We start from the raw sequence: 16,561 nt of genomic DNA, 5'->3' as shown, positions 1-16,561 counted from the left end.
CAGTCCCCTTAAGACTGCAAGACGTCTGCAAGGCGCTCAAGACGGCCGCGTACGCTGCCATCAATGACCATATCACCCGCTCGGATGATTACGCCAGCCATTACAGACTTATCGATTTTGCAATTCAGCTTAACTTTGCGTGACAGACGTTTTTCCATCGCTGCACTAATCTTCGTAAGCTGTTCATCACTCAGTGCATTGGCAGAAGTGACTTCTACCTCAGAGATAGCCTCACTGGCTGCACGCAGATGAATAAACTGCTCAAGAACATCCGGGAGCGCATTCAGACGGTTATTTTCAGCCATTACCCTAATCAGGTTTTGGCCGCTTTCGTCCAGCTGCTCACCGCACACGGCGATAAACGACTCAGCGAGCGTTTCCGGCGCCAGCGCGCCAGAGAGAAGCTCTGCCATTTGTTCGTTTTTCGTCACCTCAGCGGCAAACGTCAGCATATCCTGCCAACGGTCAACGCTTTGGTGCTCAACGGCAAAGTCAAAAGCTGCTTTGGCGTAGGGGCGAGCTACCGTAATAAATTCAGACATCAGCCCCTCCCTCCTTACAGTTCAGCGACAAGTTTGTCCACGATGTCGCTATTAGCAGCTTCATCCACGGAACGTTCGATGATCTTCTCGGCGCCAGCAACAGCCAGGATAGCAACTTGCTTACGCAGTTCTTCGCGAGCACGTTTACGCTCGGCGTCAATTTCCGCCTGCGCCTGTGCCACGATTTTAGTACGTTCCTGCTCTGCTTCAGTTTTAGCTTCGTCCAGGATCTGAGCACGGCGTTTGTTCGCCTGCTCAATGATTACCTGAGCTTCCGCCTTCGCTTTTTTCAGCTGGTCGGTCGCGCTGGCCTTTGCAAGGTCAAGATCCTTATGTGCTCGTTCTGCAGAAGCAAGGCCGTCAGCAATTTCTTTTTGACGTTTTTCGATGGCAGCCATTAAAGGCGGCCATACGTACTTCATGCAGAACAGAACGAACAGGACAAACGCGATGGCCTGGCCGAGGATTGTTGCGTTAAGATTCACAGCACAATGCCTCTATCTAGTTAACGTTCTGATATTGCTCTTAATTCAAGCAACGCTTACTACGCGACAGCAAACATCACGTACAGACCCAGACCTACAGCGATCATTGGGATTGCATCCACCAGACCCATAACGATAAAGAACTGAGTACGCAGCAGAGGAATCAGATCCGGTTGACGCGCTGCGCCTTCCAGGAATTTACCCCCGAGGATGCCGATACCGATCGCAGCACCGATTGCCGCCAGACCCATCATCACAGCGGCAGCAATGTACAGCAGATCCATATTCAGGTTTTCCATGACAGTCTCCAGTTTGTTTCAGTTAAAACGTAGTAGTGTTGGTAAATTAATGCTCTTCAGATGCCATCGACAGATAGACAATCGTCAGAACCATAAATATGAAGGCTTGCAGCGTGATAATCAGTATGTGGAAAATGGCCCATGGCACATTCAGGATCCACTGTGACCACCACGGCAACAGACCAGCAATCAGAATGAAAATCAGCTCACCGGCATACATGTTGCCGAACAGTCGCAGACCAAGAGAAATTGGTTTGGACAGCAGGCTTACCCCTTCAAGGATTAAGTTGACAGGGATGAACGCCCAGTGATTGAACGGCTGCAGCGTCAACTCTTTCGCGAAGCCGCCGATGCCTTTCATTTTGATGCTGTAGAACAGAATGAGGATAAATACGCCCAGCGCCATCGACAGGGTGATGTTTACGTCAGCAGACGGAACCACACGCAGAGCCGGCAGGCCAAAGATATGCTCACCGATGTACGGCAGCAGGTCGATAGGCAGTAAATCCATCAAGTTCATCAGGAATACCCAGACGAAAATCGTCAGGGCCAGCGGAGCAATCAGCTTGCTTTTGCCATGGTACATGTCTTTCACGCTACCATGCACAAAGCCGATTACCAGCTCAATCGCGGTCTGAAATTTACCTGGTACGCCGCTGGTCGCCTTTTTAGCTACGCTACGGAACATAAGCAGGAACAACAGACCCAGAACCACCGAGAAGAAAATGGAGTCAATATTGAGCGTCCAGAAGGTGGCTGGGGGGTTGTGCGGATCCACCAGCGAGAATGTACGTAGGTCCAACTGAAGGTTATTCAGATGGTGTCCTATGTAATCCTGCGGCGTCATATTTTCTGAAGCCATGATGCCTTTACCCTTTGTTGTTAATTACAGCCGGCGCCAGTATCTGAACCACCAGCACCAAAACCCACGTAACGATCAGCGGCATGAATACCGCTTTCAAAACAGCCAACGCCACCACCAGCAAAACCAGCATAGCTAACACCTTGAAGGCTTCGCCGAAGGCGAACGTCCAGGCTACTCGGCCTTTAGCTGGTGTATGCGCCTGGTGACGCCAGGCAAATATCATAAACAACACATTAGGCAGTAACACTGCCAATCCACCGCACAATGCGGAGATGCCCCAGAAAGGGTCTTTGAGGCTAAACAGCAATCCACTTGCTATTACCGCCAGAAACTGTGTGAGCAAAAGCTTACGAGCAACGTTTCGACTCAAGAGCGACATAGACATCACGTTTTTACTCCTGCTCCCTTCGAGGTATGCCGCGTGTCGTATAAAACGTTCTTTATGGCTTAGAGTCAAGCATCAAAAAGCGGTCAAATTATACGGTGCGCCTTCGTGATTTCAAACAATAAGTAGCTAAAAAGTGAATAAATGTTTAAATATTTTTCGCTACCCCACATTTATCACTTTTAAGCAAACTGTGAACGATCATGCAAAACTGCAAATGCCGCGTAAATACTGGCGGCAAAGCGTGCACCAGATCACATATTGAACATATTCACCTTCGCATAATTTATTTACGTGGCAAATGATGCCTTTTCATCTTTTTGATATTTAAGCGTAAAAATAGCCACTATTTCAAAAACAACAGCTAACAACAAAAAAACCACGCATTGACATTTATAATAAAAAATTAACACAACGGGTGGTTCTTACGTTCTATTTTTAGCAGACTGATATTTTCACAGCTGACTTGTTTCGCTTTTAACAAAAAACGGTACGTTATAGTTATGATGCAAAACCGTAAGGCGCTAGTGAATTGTAACGACATTTAACCACACTATTCCCTATGACTTTTAACACCTGAATAGCCGTTTTTTTTCTATTTTTTTTGATAAAAATTAAATTTTGTTTGGCTTAATAACCACCAGATGACGTTCACCATCCAGTTGCGGAACGCGTAATTTTTCGACCGACTCGACGCTGAATTCTGCAGGCAACGAAGCAATTTCATCTTCAGGCAACTGCCCTTTTAGTGCATAAAAACGCCCATCCTGGCCAGGCAAATGATGGCACCAACTCACCATATCAGTAAGTGACGCGAACGCACGGCTAATGACCCCATCGAACGGCGGCTCTGAAGGGAATTCTTCAACGCGACTTTGCACAGGAGTGATGTTAGTAAGCGCAAGCTCATGCTGCACCTGACGCAAGAAACGGACGCGTTTTCCCAGACTATCCAGCAGTGTGAAATGCGCTTCTGGGCGCACGATAGAGAGAGGAATACCCGGCAGGCCCGGTCCCGTACCCACGTCGATAAAACGCTCCCCCTTCAGATACGGCGCGACGACAATACTGTCCAGAATATGGCGCACCAGCATTTCGTTGGGATCCCGTACCGACGTCAAGTTGTACGCTTTGTTCCATTTGTGCAGCATATCGACATACGCAATCAGCTGATTTTTCTGGTGATCGGTAAGAGAAATACCAGCATCAGCCAGCAGACGAGAGAGTTTGTTGAGCACGGTCGTTACCTGTTCATAATCAATTTCCCGATGCGCTATAGCTTATCGGGACTACAAATTTGTAGGGCGGGCAGGCGAAGCGCCCGCCGCCAAAATAGTGTTATCAAGCGCTGCGGCGCAGCATACCTTGTTTCTTCAACAATATCAGCAGAATGGAAATGGCGGCAGGCGTTACGCCAGAAATACGCGATGCCTGGCCGATCGATACCGGTTTGTGATCGTTCAGCTTGGCGATAACTTCATTCGACAAGCCTGAGACCTGACGATAATCCAGCGTTGCAGGCAACAGGGTGTTCTCATTACGCTGTTGTCTTTCGATTTCTTCCTGCTGACGGGCGATATACCCTTCGTATTTCACCTGAATCTCAACCTGTTCCGCGGCCTGAGCATCGTCGAGCGCTGGTGCAAACGCAGATAAAGAGGTCAACTGAGCATAGGTCATATCCGGGCGGCGCAGGAGATCTTCACCGCTGGCTTCACGTGACAAAGGCGTAGCCAGGTGAGCATTCACTTCTGCTGCAGATTCCGCTAACGGATTTACCCAGGTTGATTTGAGACGCTGACGTTCCTGTTCGATACGCTCCAGCTTCTCGTTGAAACGAGCCCAGCGCTCGTCGTCCACCAGACCCAGTTCACGACCAATTTCGGTCAGACGCAGGTCGGCGTTATCTTCGCGCAGCATCAAACGGTATTCTGCGCGTGAGGTGAACATACGGTACGGTTCTTTGGTGCCAAGCGTACACAGATCGTCCACCAGTACACCAAGATAAGCCTGATCGCGACGCGGTGCCCAACCGTCTTTCTCAGCAGACAAGCGTGCGGCGTTCAGACCCGCCAACATCCCTTGCGCAGCAGCTTCTTCGTAACCGGTAGTACCGTTAATCTGGCCCGCAAAGAACAGACCCTGGATGAATTTACTTTCCAGAGTGGGTTTCAGGTCGCGCGGATCGAAGAAATCATACTCAATCGCGTAGCCAGGACGGACGATTCTGGCATTTTCCATACCCTGCATGGAGCGGACAATTTGCATCTGCACATCGAACGGCAAGCTGGTGGAGATACCATTCGGATAAATTTCATTAGACGTCAGTCCTTCCGGTTCGAGGAAGATCTGATGCTGATTACGATCGGCAAAGCGCATCACTTTGTCTTCGATCGACGGGCAGTAGCGCGGACCGATACCTTCGATCACGCCTGCGTACATCGGGCTACGATCGAGGTTATTGCGGATCACGTCATGGGTTCTCTCATTGGTATGCGTGATGTAACACGGCATCTGACGCGGATGTTGAGAAGCATCGCCCAGGAATGAGAAGACCGGCATCGGGTTATCGCTGTTTTGCTGGCCGAGCACGCTGAAATCAATAGTGCGTGCATCGATACGCGGCGGCGTACCGGTTTTCAGGCGGCTGACGCGCAAAGGCAGTTCACGCAGACGGCGTGACAGCGGGATAGACGGCGGATCGCCAGCACGGCCGCCGCTGTAGTTGTCCAGACCAATATGAATTTTGCCGTCAAGAAAAGTCCCTACGGTTAATACAACCGCTTTGGCACGGAACTTCAGTCCCATTTGGGTCACTGCACCCACAACACGATCGTTTTCAACAATCAGATCTTCAACCGCCTGTTGGAAGATCATCAGATTGGGTTGATTCTCGAGTGCGGTGCGTACAGCCTGGCGATAGAGCACACGGTCGGCCTGAGCTCGGGTAGCACGAACGGCTGGCCCTTTGCTGGCGTTTAGTATCCTAAACTGGATACCTGCATGGTCGATCGCTTTTGCCATCAACCCACCAAGCGCATCCACTTCTTTTACCAGGTGTCCCTTCCCAATACCGCCGATCGCCGGGTTGCAGCTCATCTGTCCCAGTGTGTCGATATTGTGTGTCAAAAGCAGAGTCTGTTGACCCATTCGCGCCGCGGCCATTGCGGCCTCGGTGCCTGCATGACCCCCGCCAATGATGATGACGTCAAAAGGATCCTGATAAAACATGGTAATTGCCTCGCATAACGCGGTGTGAAAGTGGATTGAAGCCCGGGCCGTGGATTCTACTCAACTTTAGTCGATCGAGAAAGCCCTGGGATCCTGGGTATTAAAAAGAAGATCTTTTTATTTAGAGATCTGTTTTATTGTGATCTCTTATTAGGATCGCAACTTTCTGTGGATAAGGGCGATCCTTTGAATAAGATCAACAGGTTGTTGAGGATCATTAGCTGTGAATGATCGGTGATCCTGGCCCGTATAAGCTGGGAGCAGAATGAAGGGTTATACACAACTCAAAAACTGAACAACGGTTGTTCTTGGGATAACTACCGGTTGATCCAAGCTTTTAACCAGAGTTATCCACATAAAAAAGTACGATCTTTACAAATCTCTGAGCAATGGATGCCAGGATCCCAGCCAAATTTCAGCCGGATCTTCCGGAATTTCATGTTCCAGTACGTTGATCCTGAGCGTTTCGCCGATCTGTTTTGCCCCGCAGGCTTTCAGTTCGGCTTCCAGCTTGTCGATTGCGCCGCAAAAGGTGTCATATTCACGACTGCCGATCCCGATTGCACCAAAGTGCACTTGTGAAAGGTCCGGTTTTTGCTCGCATAAGGCATCATATAAAGGCTGCAGGTTGTCAGGAATGTCTCCCGCACCGTGCGTGGAGCTAATAATCAGCCAGATCCCATCAGTCGGGACCTCTTCAAGCATTGGCCCATGCAGTATTTCGCTGGAAAAACCCGCGTCGTCCAGTTTTTCAGCCAGATGCTCTGCTACATATTCCGCACTGCCAAGCGTGCTGCCGCTGATAAGAGTGATTTCTGCCATGATCGCCCACCTTTATAAAGAGGGCGTATTGTACGCTGTGAGCGAGCTGGGATCTACCTGTGGAAAAATAGGGGATTAAAAAAAGCGATCATGGCTTGATGGTGCGCATGATCGGGTTTTGCAGGACGATCAGGGTCTCCGTGGACTGAATTTCATCAATTGTTTGGATCTTGTTGATAAGTACCTGCTGTAACGCGTCGATTGACTTGCACATCACCTTTATAAAGATGCTGTAGTGCCCGGTGGTGTAATACGCTTCGGTCACCTCATCGAGGCTTTCCAGTCTGGCCAACGCTGACGGATAGTCTTTCGCACTTTTCAGGATGATGCCGATAAAGCAACCGACGTCATAGCCCAACTGTTTGGGACTAACATCAATCCGCGCGCCGGTAATAATCCCGGCCTGCTTCATCTTCTCTACGCGAACGTGAATTGTCCCCGGGCTCACGCCGAACTGTTTGGCCAATTCGGCATAGGCCGTTCGGGCATTTTCCATCAGGGCGTCAAGAATGCCGCGGTCCAGATTGTCGATCTGATAATTTTCCATAGGTTTTTCTTATGTAGATTAATGATTCCCTCTATTTTAGACGTTAATTTTAACGAATCAAAATCGAAGGCGGCTTTTTGTTTGTTGATTATTGAATATTACCTACATTCTGTTGCTTAATCATAGGCAACAGGACACAGGAGTACACATAATGAAAACCGCTTACATTGCCAAACAACGTCAAATTAGCTTCGTAAAATCTCATTTTTCTCGTCAGCTGGAAGAGCGTTTAGGTCTGATCGAAGTTCAGGCTCCGATCCTCAGCCGCGTAGGAGATGGCACGCAAGATAACTTGTCGGGCTGTGAAAAAGCGGTGCAGGTGAAGGTTAAAGCATTGCCAGACGCTCAATTCGAAGTGGTTCATTCACTGGCGAAGTGGAAGCGTCAAACATTAGGACAACACGACTTTAGCGCAGGCGAAGGGCTGTACACGCATATGAAGGCCCTGCGTCCCGATGAAGATCGCCTTTCCCCGCTGCACTCAGTGTATGTTGACCAGTGGGACTGGGAGCGCGTGATGGGCGACGGCGAGCGTCAATTCTCCACTCTGAAAAGCACGGTAGAGGCTATCTGGGCGGGAATTAAGGCTACCGAAGCTGCGGTGAGCAAAGAGTTTGGTCTGGCACCGTTCCTGCCAGAGCAGATCCACTTTGTTCATAGCCAGGAACTGTTATCTCGTTATCCTGGTCTTGACGCAAAAGGTCGTGAACGTGCGATCGCTAAAGAGCTGGGCGCGGTATTCCTGGTGGGGATCGGCGGCAAGCTCAGCGACGGTCACCGCCATGATGTACGTGCGCCGGATTATGATGACTGGAGTTCAGCATCCGAGCTGGGTCACGCCGGTCTGAACGGTGATATTCTGGTCTGGAACCCGGTACTGGAGGATGCGTTTGAGCTGTCTTCTATGGGGATCCGTGTGGATGCTGACACTCTGAAACATCAGCTGTCTCTGACCGGAGATGAAGATCGTCTGAGTCTGGAATGGCACCAGGCGCTGCTGCGCGGTGAAATGCCACAGACGATTGGTGGAGGAATTGGGCAGTCGCGTCTGACCATGCTGTTGCTGCAATTACCACACATTGGTCAGGTTCAGTGTGGCGTATGGCCGGCACAGGTACGTGAAAGCGTCGCCTCTCTGTTGTAAGAATTAACGCCGCCAGCGTCTGAGCAGGCGGCTTCGCATCCCGGTATCAAAGCGCCAGATATGATCGAAAATGCGCATGATGCCGGGTTTACCATGTTCTGACATCGCCACCGCGTGAAAACGGTGCTGGTGCACCCGCTGTAATTCCTCCACTTTGCTGACAACCTCATCGGGCAATCGCTGTGCGATAAAATCTGAGATCACCACCGCATCAGCATCAAACCATTCCCGACCCTGCATGCGCTCAGTAATGGCGCGAAAACAGCTGGCAATATCGGTACCACCGCGAAAGCGCTGACTTAAAAAACGGATCGCCTGTTCGATGCCCTCCGGGCCGGATAGCTCATAGCGCACTACTTCTGTTGAAAACAGCATGATGAAACAGCGTCGGTTATCGGCAAGGGCGACGCGCATTAGCGCCAGGCAAAAGGCTTTCGCACACTGCTCATTAAAGCCGCCCATCGATCCCGAAGTATCAACGCAGACGATAAACGGTCCGCGCGGTTGCTCGTCAAAATCCTGATGCACCACGGGGCGTTCCGTGACTTTCTCACGCCATGCTTCGCCGTGCAGGCGATAGGTCAACAGCTGCTTTTCCACCAGTCGTCGGTAGAACTCGTATTCCAGTTCGGTAATGCCCAGCGTGGCCAGTTCCGGCGGCAGCAGGCGCAGGATATCGTCGCTTTGCTGGATGCCATCTACTTGCTCCGGGACGGTTGCCGGTTCGCGCACCAGGGTGCGGAAGGTTTCCATTGGCGCATCTTTACGCGGTACGGATTTCGCTTCTCTGGAACGGCCTAACTGCTCAGCCAGACGCTGGAGTTCAGGTTGTTGCGTCAGGAATTCGCCATATTTCACCATCAACTGATAATCACCGCGCTTGATTTGACCTGCGCTCATATCCCACAACCGGCCTGCGGCGTTGTCATTTTCTGCCAGTACGGGTTCCAGTTGCCCGCTAAGGGTCATCCGTTCCTGTACTTCACTGAGCAAATGCTCGCGCTCTTCTTCCAGCAGTTGCTGATTCAGCGTTGTGGTTTGCACCACCAGGCTCAGGCGCCAGCGCTGGAGAAAAAGCGTATGTAGGGCAGGCGTAAACGCGCTGTTGTCATTGACCAACTGCTGCGCTTGTCCGGCCCATGGCGAATGGAGGTGGTGCAATAGCGACAATATTTGCGGTAGCTGGACGATAAACTGCGCATGAGAGAGGAGCTGGCTTTGTTGATAGCATATAACCTCTTCCGCTAACTCCGGCGGTACATGGGTATCTTTGAGGCGGCTACGCAAAGATTCACGCCAGCGGGGAATATCGTCAGTGATCGCTTTTTTAAGGCGAGGGAATTTGTTAAAAAATACCACCATCTTTGGAGAAGCCAGCAGGGCGACGATCATCTCTTCGATCATCGCTTCTTCACTGACTGCCAGCATGATGTTGAGCGTATCAAGGGTCAGCATTGTTGCGCCTGGCGGATTTGCGCCCCGACATCCTGCAGGCTGGCCTCAATGCGGCCTAACCAGTCGCTATGAATAAACAGACATTTTTGCTGCTCGCTAAATGCGCTGTGCTGCTGATGCCACTCGTTATCGAGCGCTTCAAGCTCCTGTTTTATTTCAGCGGGCATACTCTCTTGTGATGTACCGGGCAATGCCAGGCGAGAGCCTTGTAAGCTGACGTCGCGTACAACCAGGTGCTGCGCGCTATCCACTTCCATGTTCAGCGTCTGGGCAAAACCGATGCCGTTTAATTTTCCGCGGATCTCACCACCTTTGGTTAACCACAGTTCCAGCGCGCTACGTTCGAAAGCAATATGGATTACTTCCATATCATGCAGCTTTAAGGGCTTTTGCAGTAGTAATGTCACGACGGAAGACGTGGCCTCCGGCGGTAAATCATAATGAGGACGACGGCTGAACATGCCGCCCTGACGGATCACGGTGAATGCTGTTTTATCGCTTTGCTGCTGCTGGAGCTGAATGCGGCGCTGCACAATACTGCCCAGACGGGTCAGCATGGCTTGCTGTTGCCATGCGTGTCCGGTCATCAATATTTCCAGCTGCTGCTGCATCAGATTCAGGCTTTGTGCGTCGTACCACAGGCAGTCTTTCAGCAGGATCAGGTCGATGGGAACTACCGCATCACGTCCGCTAAAGAAGGCGCTGGCCTGGAGCAAGCGAATGGCTTTTTTCCAGCGACGATCGGACACGTAGGGGGCATTCGGTAGCGTGTCCAACTGCTGGCGCAGCATGAAAATAAGCTCAAACACGCGATCGGGAAGCGTGATGGCGCCAATGTCCTTTTGCCACTGGTAATACTCTTCATCCGTCACCTGTAACGATGCCGGGACCGGATTGTCGCTTTCATCCTGCTGACTTAACAGCATCGAGCGGAAGTTGGCCTTGTCCTGGACTTTATCCAGCCACAGACGAATCAGCATACGGTCGTACAGCGCTTCCAGGCTGCTGTCTGCTTCAGGCAGTTCGTTGGAGGCTGCCACCAGCAGGCGCATCGGGATTTTCTCTTCATGCGCGCCGTTGCGGAAGTGGCGTTCGTTGATGGCGGTCAGCAGGGTGTTAAGAATCGCCGGTCCCGCCTTCCAGATTTCATCGAGAAAGACGATTTCAGCTTCAGGGAGATAGCCTGCCGTTAAGCGTTCATAGCGACCTTCGTCTTTTAACGCCTGAATGGACAGCGGGCCGAAAACCTCTTCCGGCGTAGAGAAGCGCGTCATCAGATATTCGAAGGCGCGAGCATTTTGAAAGGCAAATTTCAGTCTGCGGGCAATTAAGCTTTTCGCGATCCCGGGAGGGCCTAATAAGAAAACGCTCTCGCCGCTAAGCGCAGCCAGCAGACACAGACGAATGGCGTGGCTACGTTCATAAAGTCCCTTTTCCAGCGCATTGCTCAGACGGGAAATTCTTTCCGCTAATAAATGTGGGTGAGCCATAATGAAGTGGCGTCCTTTCGCCAAATGTACTGCATAAACAGCGAGTATAGATGCTTCACACCAGTGCAGTAATAGACTGAAGGTGCGCTTATTTTTCTTTGAGCCAGATTAATCTGGTCTCATTTAGGGGTACGATTTTGCGATTAATCGTGCATACTGTGCGCCTTTTTGTGGGCCAAGGGACGACGCACACATTTCTTATATATACACCAAATCAATCAAGCTGCACCAAGGCGGCAATGGAGTTTTCTTCTGGGATGGGGGGAATAACGAATGCAGCCCACGCGGAGGTGGCTTGAAAGATGATGTGTATAAACGAAAGACGAGTCTATGAGCACTGATAATAAACAATCATTGTCTGCGATTACCCTTGCAGCCATTGGGGTTGTCTACGGTGATATTGGTACCAGCCCACTTTATACGCTTCGTGAATGTTTGTCCGGCCAGTTTGGTTTTGGCGTTGAACGTGACGCCGTATTTGGCTTTCTCTCGCTGATTTTCTGGCTGCTGATCTTTGTTGTCTCCATTAAATACCTGACGTTTGTCATGCGCGCGGATAACGCCGGAGAAGGCGGGATCCTGACGCTGATGTCATTGGCCGGGCGTAATACTTCAGCACGAACAACCTCCATGCTGGTGATTATGGGGTTGATTGGCGGCAGCTTCTTCTATGGAGAAGTGGTGATAACGCCTGCTATCTCGGTGATGTCGGCGATTGAAGGTCTGGAGATCATTGCCCCGCAACTGGATACCTGGATTGTTCCGCTCTCGATAATCGTACTGACCCTGCTGTTTTTGATTCAAAAACACGGTACCGGCATGGTCGGTAAGCTGTTTGCGCCGATTATGCTGTTGTGGTTCCTGACGCTGGCGGTGTTAGGCGTGCGCAGTATTATTGGTAATCCGGAAGTGCTGCAGGCGCTCAATCCATATTGGGCGGTGCATTTCTTCCTCGAATTCAAAACGTTGTCCTTTATTGCGCTGGGTGCGGTGGTGTTGTCGATTACCGGTGTTGAAGCGCTGTATGCGGATATGGGCCACTTCGGTAAGTTGCCGATTCGCCTGGCATGGTTCTCCGTGGTATTGCCTTCGCTGGTACTCAACTATTTTGGTCAGGGGGCGTTGCTGTTAAAGCATCCTGAAGCGATTAAAAACCCGTTCTTCCTGCTGGCGCCGGACTGGGCGTTGATACCGCTCCTGATCCTCGCCGCGCTGGCAACGGTTATCGCTTCACAGGCGGTTATCTCCGGCGTCTTCTCACTGACGCGTCAGGCCGTGCGTCTGGGGTATTTATCGCCGATGCGTATCATCCATACCTCGGAAATGGAATCGGGCCAGATCTACATTCCTTTCGTTAACTGGATGCTCTATTTTGCAGTGGTTATTGTGATTGTGAGCTTTGAACACTCCAGCAATCTGGCTGCGGCGTACGGGATTGCGGTGACGGGGACGATGGTGCTGACCTCAATTCTGTCGACCACCGTGGCGCGCAAAAACTGGCACTGGAATAAATACTTCGTCTTCCTGATCCTGGTGGCGTTCTTGTGCGTCGATGTTCCGCTGTTCTCCGCGAACCTCGATAAACTGATTTCCGGCGGTTGGCTGCCTCTGACGCTGGGTCTGGTGATGTTCACCATCATGACCACCTGGAAAAGCGAGCGTTTCCGTCTGCTGCGTCGCATGCATGAGCACGGCAACTCTCTGGAGGCGATGATTGCCTCTCTGGAGAAATCACCACCGGTACGCGTGCCGGGAACGGCGGTGTACATGTCTCGTGCATTGAACGTCATCCCGTTTGCGCTACTGCATAACCTCAAACATAACAAGGTTCTGCATGAACGCGTTATTCTGCTGACGCTGCGCACGGAAGATGCGCCATATGTTCACAATGTGCGTAGGGTGCAGATTGAGCAGTTATCGCCCACCTTCTGGCGCGTGGTGGCCAGCTACGGTTGGCGCGAAACGCCGAACGTTGAAGAAGTGTTCCATCGCTGCGGTCTGGAAGGCTTAAGCTGTCGGATGATGGAAACCTCGTTCTTCATGTCGCACGAGTCGTTGATTGTTGGAAAACGACCATGGTATCTGCGTCTGCGTGGCAAGCTGTATCTGCTACTACAACGCAATGCGCTGCGCGCCCCGGACCAGTTTGAAATCCCACCGAACCGGGTTATTGAGCTCGGTACTCAGGTCGAGATTTAATCTCATCGACGCCCTCTTTCATCGCGAAAGGGGGCGTTTTGTTTTGTCCCTCCCAGTTTTCATTTCATCGAATGATAATCCTTGCGAAACGTTTCGATGACGATCACATTTTCGTAACTTCGCGGTGGTTTTATCTCCACTCTTCGCTCTACACTTATCTTCAGCGAAACGTTTCGCTAGTGGGGAAAGAAAATGAAGAAAGGCACGGTACTCAACTCTGAAATTTCATCGGTGATCTCCCGTCTGGGGCATACCGATACGCTGGTGGTGTGTGATGCAGGTTTACCCATCCCGAATAGCACAACGCGTATCGATATGGCATTAACCCAGGGCGTACCTTCTTTTATGCAGGTACTGGATGTGGTGACACGTGAAATGCAGGTCGAGGCGGCCATTCTCGCGACGGAAATTAAACAACATAATCCGCAACTCCACGAAACGTTGCTCAGCCACATTGAGCAACTGCAACAACACCAGGGAAACACCATAGAAATTCGTTACACCACGCATGAACAATTCAAAAAACAAACCGCAGACAGTCAGGCGGTAATTCGCAGCGGAGAGTGTTCTCCGTATGCGAATATTATTCTCTGTGCTGGCGTCACGTTCTGAGGCCATCATGAACGCATTACTGCAACTCAAAGGGATCGATAAAGCGTTCCCGGGCGTAAAAGCGCTATCCGGCGCCGCGCTGAATGTCTACCCAGGCCGCGTAATGGCGCTGGTGGGCGAAAACGGCGCGGGCAAATCCACCATGATGAAAGTGCTGACCGGGATCTATACCCGTGATGCCGGTTCTTTATTGTGGTTGGGAAAAGAGACCACCTTTAACGGCCCTAAATCCTCCCAGGAAGCCGGAATCGGTATCATCCACCAGGAGCTGAATTTGATCCCGCAACTCACTATCGCCGAGAACATTTTTCTTGGCCGTGAGTTCGTTAATCGCTTTGGCAAAATTGACTGGAAGAAGATGTACGCCGAAGCCGATCTGCTGCTTGCCAAACTGAATCTGCGCTTTAAAAGCGACAGACTGGTCGGTGAACTGTCGATTGGCGATCAGCAGATGGTTGAAATTGCCAAAGTGCTGAGCTTTGAATCGAAGGTCATCATTATGGATGAACCGACGGATGCGCTCACCGATACCGAAACCGAATCCCTGTTCCGCGTCATTCGCGAACTTAAATCCCAGGGACGCGGCATTGTCTATATTTCTCACCGCATGAAAGAGATCTTCGAGATTTGTGACGACGTGACCGTTTTTCGCGACGGGCAGTTTATTGCCGAGCGTGAAGTCGCCTCGCTGACCGAAGACTCGCTGATTGAAATGATGGTGGGACGTAAGCTGGAAGATCAATACCCGCGCCTGGAAAAAGCGCCGGGTGATATTCGCCTGAAGGTAGATAACCTGTGCGGCCCTGGCGTAAACGATGTTTCATTCACGCTACGTAAAGGCGAGATCCTTGGCGTATCGGGGCTGATGGGTGCCGGACGTACCGAGCTGATGAAAGTGTTGTACGGCGCATTGCCGCGCATCAGCGGTTACGTCACGCTTGATGGCCATGAAGTGGTCACCCGTTCGCCGCAGGATGGGTTGGCTAACGGCATCGTCTATATTTCTGAAGACCGTAAACGCGATGGTTTAGTGCTGGGCATGTCGGTGAAAGAGAACATGTCACTAACCGCGCTGCGTTATTTCAGTCGCGCTGGTGGAAGCCTTAAACATAAAGACGAGCAGCAGGCGGTAGGTGATTTTATTCGTCTGTTCAATGTTAAAACGCCATCGATGGAACAGGCTATCGGCCTGCTTTCTGGCGGTAATCAGCAGAAAGTGGCGATTGCGCGCGGTCTGATGACCCGACCAAAAGTCCTGATCCTCGATGAACCAACGCGCGGCGTTGACGTTGGGGCTAAGAAAGAAATCTATCAGCTTATCAACCAGTTTAAGGCCGATGGGCTGAGCATCATTCTGGTCTCCTCTGAGATGCCAGAAGTATTGGGCATGAGCGATCGAATTATCGTTATGCATGAAGGGCATCTCGGCGGTGAGTTCACTCGCGAGCAGGCCACTCAGGAAGTATTAATGGCTGCCGCTGTGGGCAAGCTTAATCGCGTGAATCAGGAGTAAAAAAGATGACTACCCAGGCTGTTTCTGGTCGCCGTTATTTCACTAAAGCATGGCTTCTGGAGCAAAAGTCGCTCATCGCTCTGTTAGTGCTGATCGCGATTGTTTCCACCATGAGCCCTAACTTTTTTACCGTTAATAACCTGTTCAACATCCTCCAGCAAACGTCGGTGAACGCCATCATGGCCGTTGGCATGACGCTGGTTATCCTGACGTCGGGGATCGATCTGTCTGTCGGTTCTTTGCTGGCGCTTACCGGTGCGGTTGCGGCTTCCATTGTAGGGATTGAAGTCAATGCGCTGGTGGCTGTCGCTGCGGCTCTGGCGCTTGGTGCTGCTATTGGCGCGGTAACCGGGGTGATTGTCGCGAAAGGCCGGGTACAGGCGTTTATCGCGACCCTGGTGATGATGCTGCTGCTGCGTGGTGTGACCATGGTATACACCAACGGCAGTCCGGTTAATACCGGGTTTACTGACAATGCCGATCTGTTTGGCTGGTTTGGTATTGGTCGTCCGTTAGGCGTCCCTACGCCTGTGTGGATTATGGGGATTGTCTTCCTCGCGGCGTGGTACATGCTGCACCACACTCGTCTGGGTCGTTATATCTATGCGCTGGGCGGTAACGAAGCGGCAACGCGCCTGTCCGGTATCAGCGTAAGTAAAATCAAAATTATCGTTTACTCCCTGTGTGGTCTGCTGGCATCGCTGGCGGGCATCATTGAAGTAGCGCGCCTCTCCTCTGCGCAACCGACGGCAGGTACTGGCTATGAGCTGGATGCTATCGCCGCGGTGGTGTTAGGTGGTACCAGCCTGGCGGGTGGTAAAGGACGTATTGTTGGGACGCTGATCGGCGCATTGATTCTTGGTTTCCTCAATAATGGTTTGAATTTGTTAGGTGTATCCTCCTATTACCAGATGATCGTCAAAGCGGTGGTGATTTTGCTGGCGGTACTGGTAGACAACAAAAAGCAGTAAC

16 protein-coding genes are annotated in these 16,561 nt (G+C 51.3%); 5 read left to right on the top strand and 11 right to left on the bottom strand.

Annotated elements, in window-relative coordinates; all coding sequences use genetic code 11:
• Positions 1 to 8: 8 nt before the first annotated feature.
• The 9 genes from atpH to asnC form a co-directional block, all read right to left on the bottom strand.
• Positions 9 to 542, bottom strand: coding sequence for a F0F1 ATP synthase subunit delta (gene atpH / locus HV311_RS24940; RefSeq protein WP_006687767.1), 534 nt, complete (start codon positions 540 to 542; stop codon positions 9 to 11).
• Positions 543 to 556: 14 nt separating this feature from the next.
• Positions 557 to 1,027, bottom strand: coding sequence for a F0F1 ATP synthase subunit B (gene atpF / locus HV311_RS24935; RefSeq protein WP_003827022.1), 471 nt, complete (start codon positions 1,025 to 1,027; stop codon positions 557 to 559).
• Between the two features lie 59 nt (positions 1,028 to 1,086).
• Positions 1,087 to 1,326 carry a F0F1 ATP synthase subunit C gene (gene atpE, locus HV311_RS24930; RefSeq protein WP_003023794.1) on the bottom strand — a complete coding sequence of 80 codons (240 nt, stop codon included), beginning with the start codon at positions 1,324 to 1,326 and terminating at the stop codon, positions 1,087 to 1,089.
• Between the two features lie 46 nt (positions 1,327 to 1,372).
• Positions 1,373 to 2,188: a F0F1 ATP synthase subunit A gene (gene atpB / locus HV311_RS24925; RefSeq protein WP_003023792.1), complete on the bottom strand. Its 816-nt coding sequence runs from the start codon at positions 2,186 to 2,188 to the stop codon at positions 1,373 to 1,375.
• A gap of 7 nt (positions 2,189 to 2,195) precedes the next feature.
• Positions 2,196 to 2,576, bottom strand: a complete 381-nt coding sequence (gene atpI, locus HV311_RS24920) for a F0F1 ATP synthase subunit I (protein ID WP_003023790.1) — start codon at positions 2,574 to 2,576, stop codon at positions 2,196 to 2,198.
• Between the two features lie 614 nt (positions 2,577 to 3,190).
• The gene (rsmG, locus tag HV311_RS24915; RefSeq protein ID WP_191220579.1) at positions 3,191 to 3,814 is read right to left on the bottom strand and encodes a 16S rRNA (guanine(527)-N(7))-methyltransferase RsmG; all 624 of its coding nucleotides are present in this window, start codon (positions 3,812 to 3,814) and stop codon (positions 3,191 to 3,193) included.
• Between the two features lie 103 nt (positions 3,815 to 3,917).
• A complete protein-coding gene (gene mnmG / locus HV311_RS24910) occupies positions 3,918 to 5,807 on the bottom strand; it encodes a tRNA uridine-5-carboxymethylaminomethyl(34) synthesis enzyme MnmG (RefSeq protein ID WP_191220578.1) in 1,890 nt (629 codons plus the stop codon).
• 372 nt (positions 5,808 to 6,179) lie between these two features.
• Entirely contained in the window at positions 6,180 to 6,629 is a 450-nt protein-coding gene (gene mioC / locus HV311_RS24905) for an FMN-binding protein MioC (RefSeq protein WP_016155086.1), read from the bottom strand.
• A gap of 88 nt (positions 6,630 to 6,717) precedes the next feature.
• Positions 6,718 to 7,176 carry a transcriptional regulator AsnC gene (gene asnC, locus HV311_RS24900; RefSeq protein WP_003023780.1) on the bottom strand — a complete coding sequence of 153 codons (459 nt, stop codon included), beginning with the start codon at positions 7,174 to 7,176 and terminating at the stop codon, positions 6,718 to 6,720.
• 151 nt (positions 7,177 to 7,327) lie between these two features.
• Between asnC and asnA the strand changes: the two genes are divergently transcribed.
• On the top strand, positions 7,328 to 8,320 hold the full coding sequence (gene asnA, locus HV311_RS24895) for an aspartate--ammonia ligase (protein ID WP_191220577.1): 993 nt from the start codon (positions 7,328 to 7,330) through the stop codon (positions 8,318 to 8,320).
• 3 nt (positions 8,321 to 8,323) lie between these two features.
• On the opposite strand, the gene viaA is transcribed toward asnA, so the two are convergent.
• Together viaA and ravA are read right to left on the bottom strand one after the other, a co-directional pair.
• Entirely contained in the window at positions 8,324 to 9,775 is a 1,452-nt protein-coding gene (viaA, locus tag HV311_RS24890; protein ID WP_137380259.1) for an ATPase RavA stimulator ViaA, read from the bottom strand.
• Positions 9,769 to 11,265, bottom strand: coding sequence for an ATPase RavA (ravA, locus tag HV311_RS24885; RefSeq protein ID WP_047358450.1), 1,497 nt, complete (start codon positions 11,263 to 11,265; stop codon positions 9,769 to 9,771). Before ravA ends, viaA begins: the two co-directional genes overlap by 7 nt.
• A 330-nt stretch (positions 11,266 to 11,595) precedes the next feature.
• Here ravA and kup point away from each other — a divergent pair, with 330 nt between their 5' ends.
• The 4 genes from kup to rbsC all read left to right on the top strand — a co-directional run bounded on the left by kup (position 11,596) and on the right by rbsC (position 16,560).
• Entirely contained in the window at positions 11,596 to 13,464 is a 1,869-nt protein-coding gene (gene kup, locus HV311_RS24880; RefSeq protein WP_003023768.1) for a low affinity potassium transporter Kup, read from the top strand.
• Between the two features lie 192 nt (positions 13,465 to 13,656).
• A complete protein-coding gene (gene rbsD / locus HV311_RS24875; protein WP_016155090.1) occupies positions 13,657 to 14,076 on the top strand; it encodes a D-ribose pyranase in 420 nt (139 codons plus the stop codon).
• A 7-nt stretch (positions 14,077 to 14,083) separates the two neighbouring features.
• On the top strand, positions 14,084 to 15,589 hold the full coding sequence (rbsA, locus tag HV311_RS24870) for a ribose ABC transporter ATP-binding protein RbsA (RefSeq protein ID WP_181629525.1): 1,506 nt from the start codon (positions 14,084 to 14,086) through the stop codon (positions 15,587 to 15,589).
• 5 nt (positions 15,590 to 15,594) lie between these two features.
• Positions 15,595 to 16,560, top strand: coding sequence for a ribose ABC transporter permease (gene rbsC, locus HV311_RS24865; RefSeq protein ID WP_003023762.1), 966 nt, complete (start codon positions 15,595 to 15,597; stop codon positions 16,558 to 16,560).
• Position 16,561 lies beyond the last annotated feature (1 nt).

The sequence above is a fragment of the Citrobacter sp. RHBSTW-00881 genome, assembly GCF_013728515.1.
In the GTDB taxonomy this organism is placed as follows: domain Bacteria; phylum Pseudomonadota; class Gammaproteobacteria; order Enterobacterales; family Enterobacteriaceae; genus Citrobacter; species Citrobacter braakii.
Note: the sequence above shows the minus strand (reverse complement) of the source record. Positions and strands in the feature narration are given on the sequence as shown.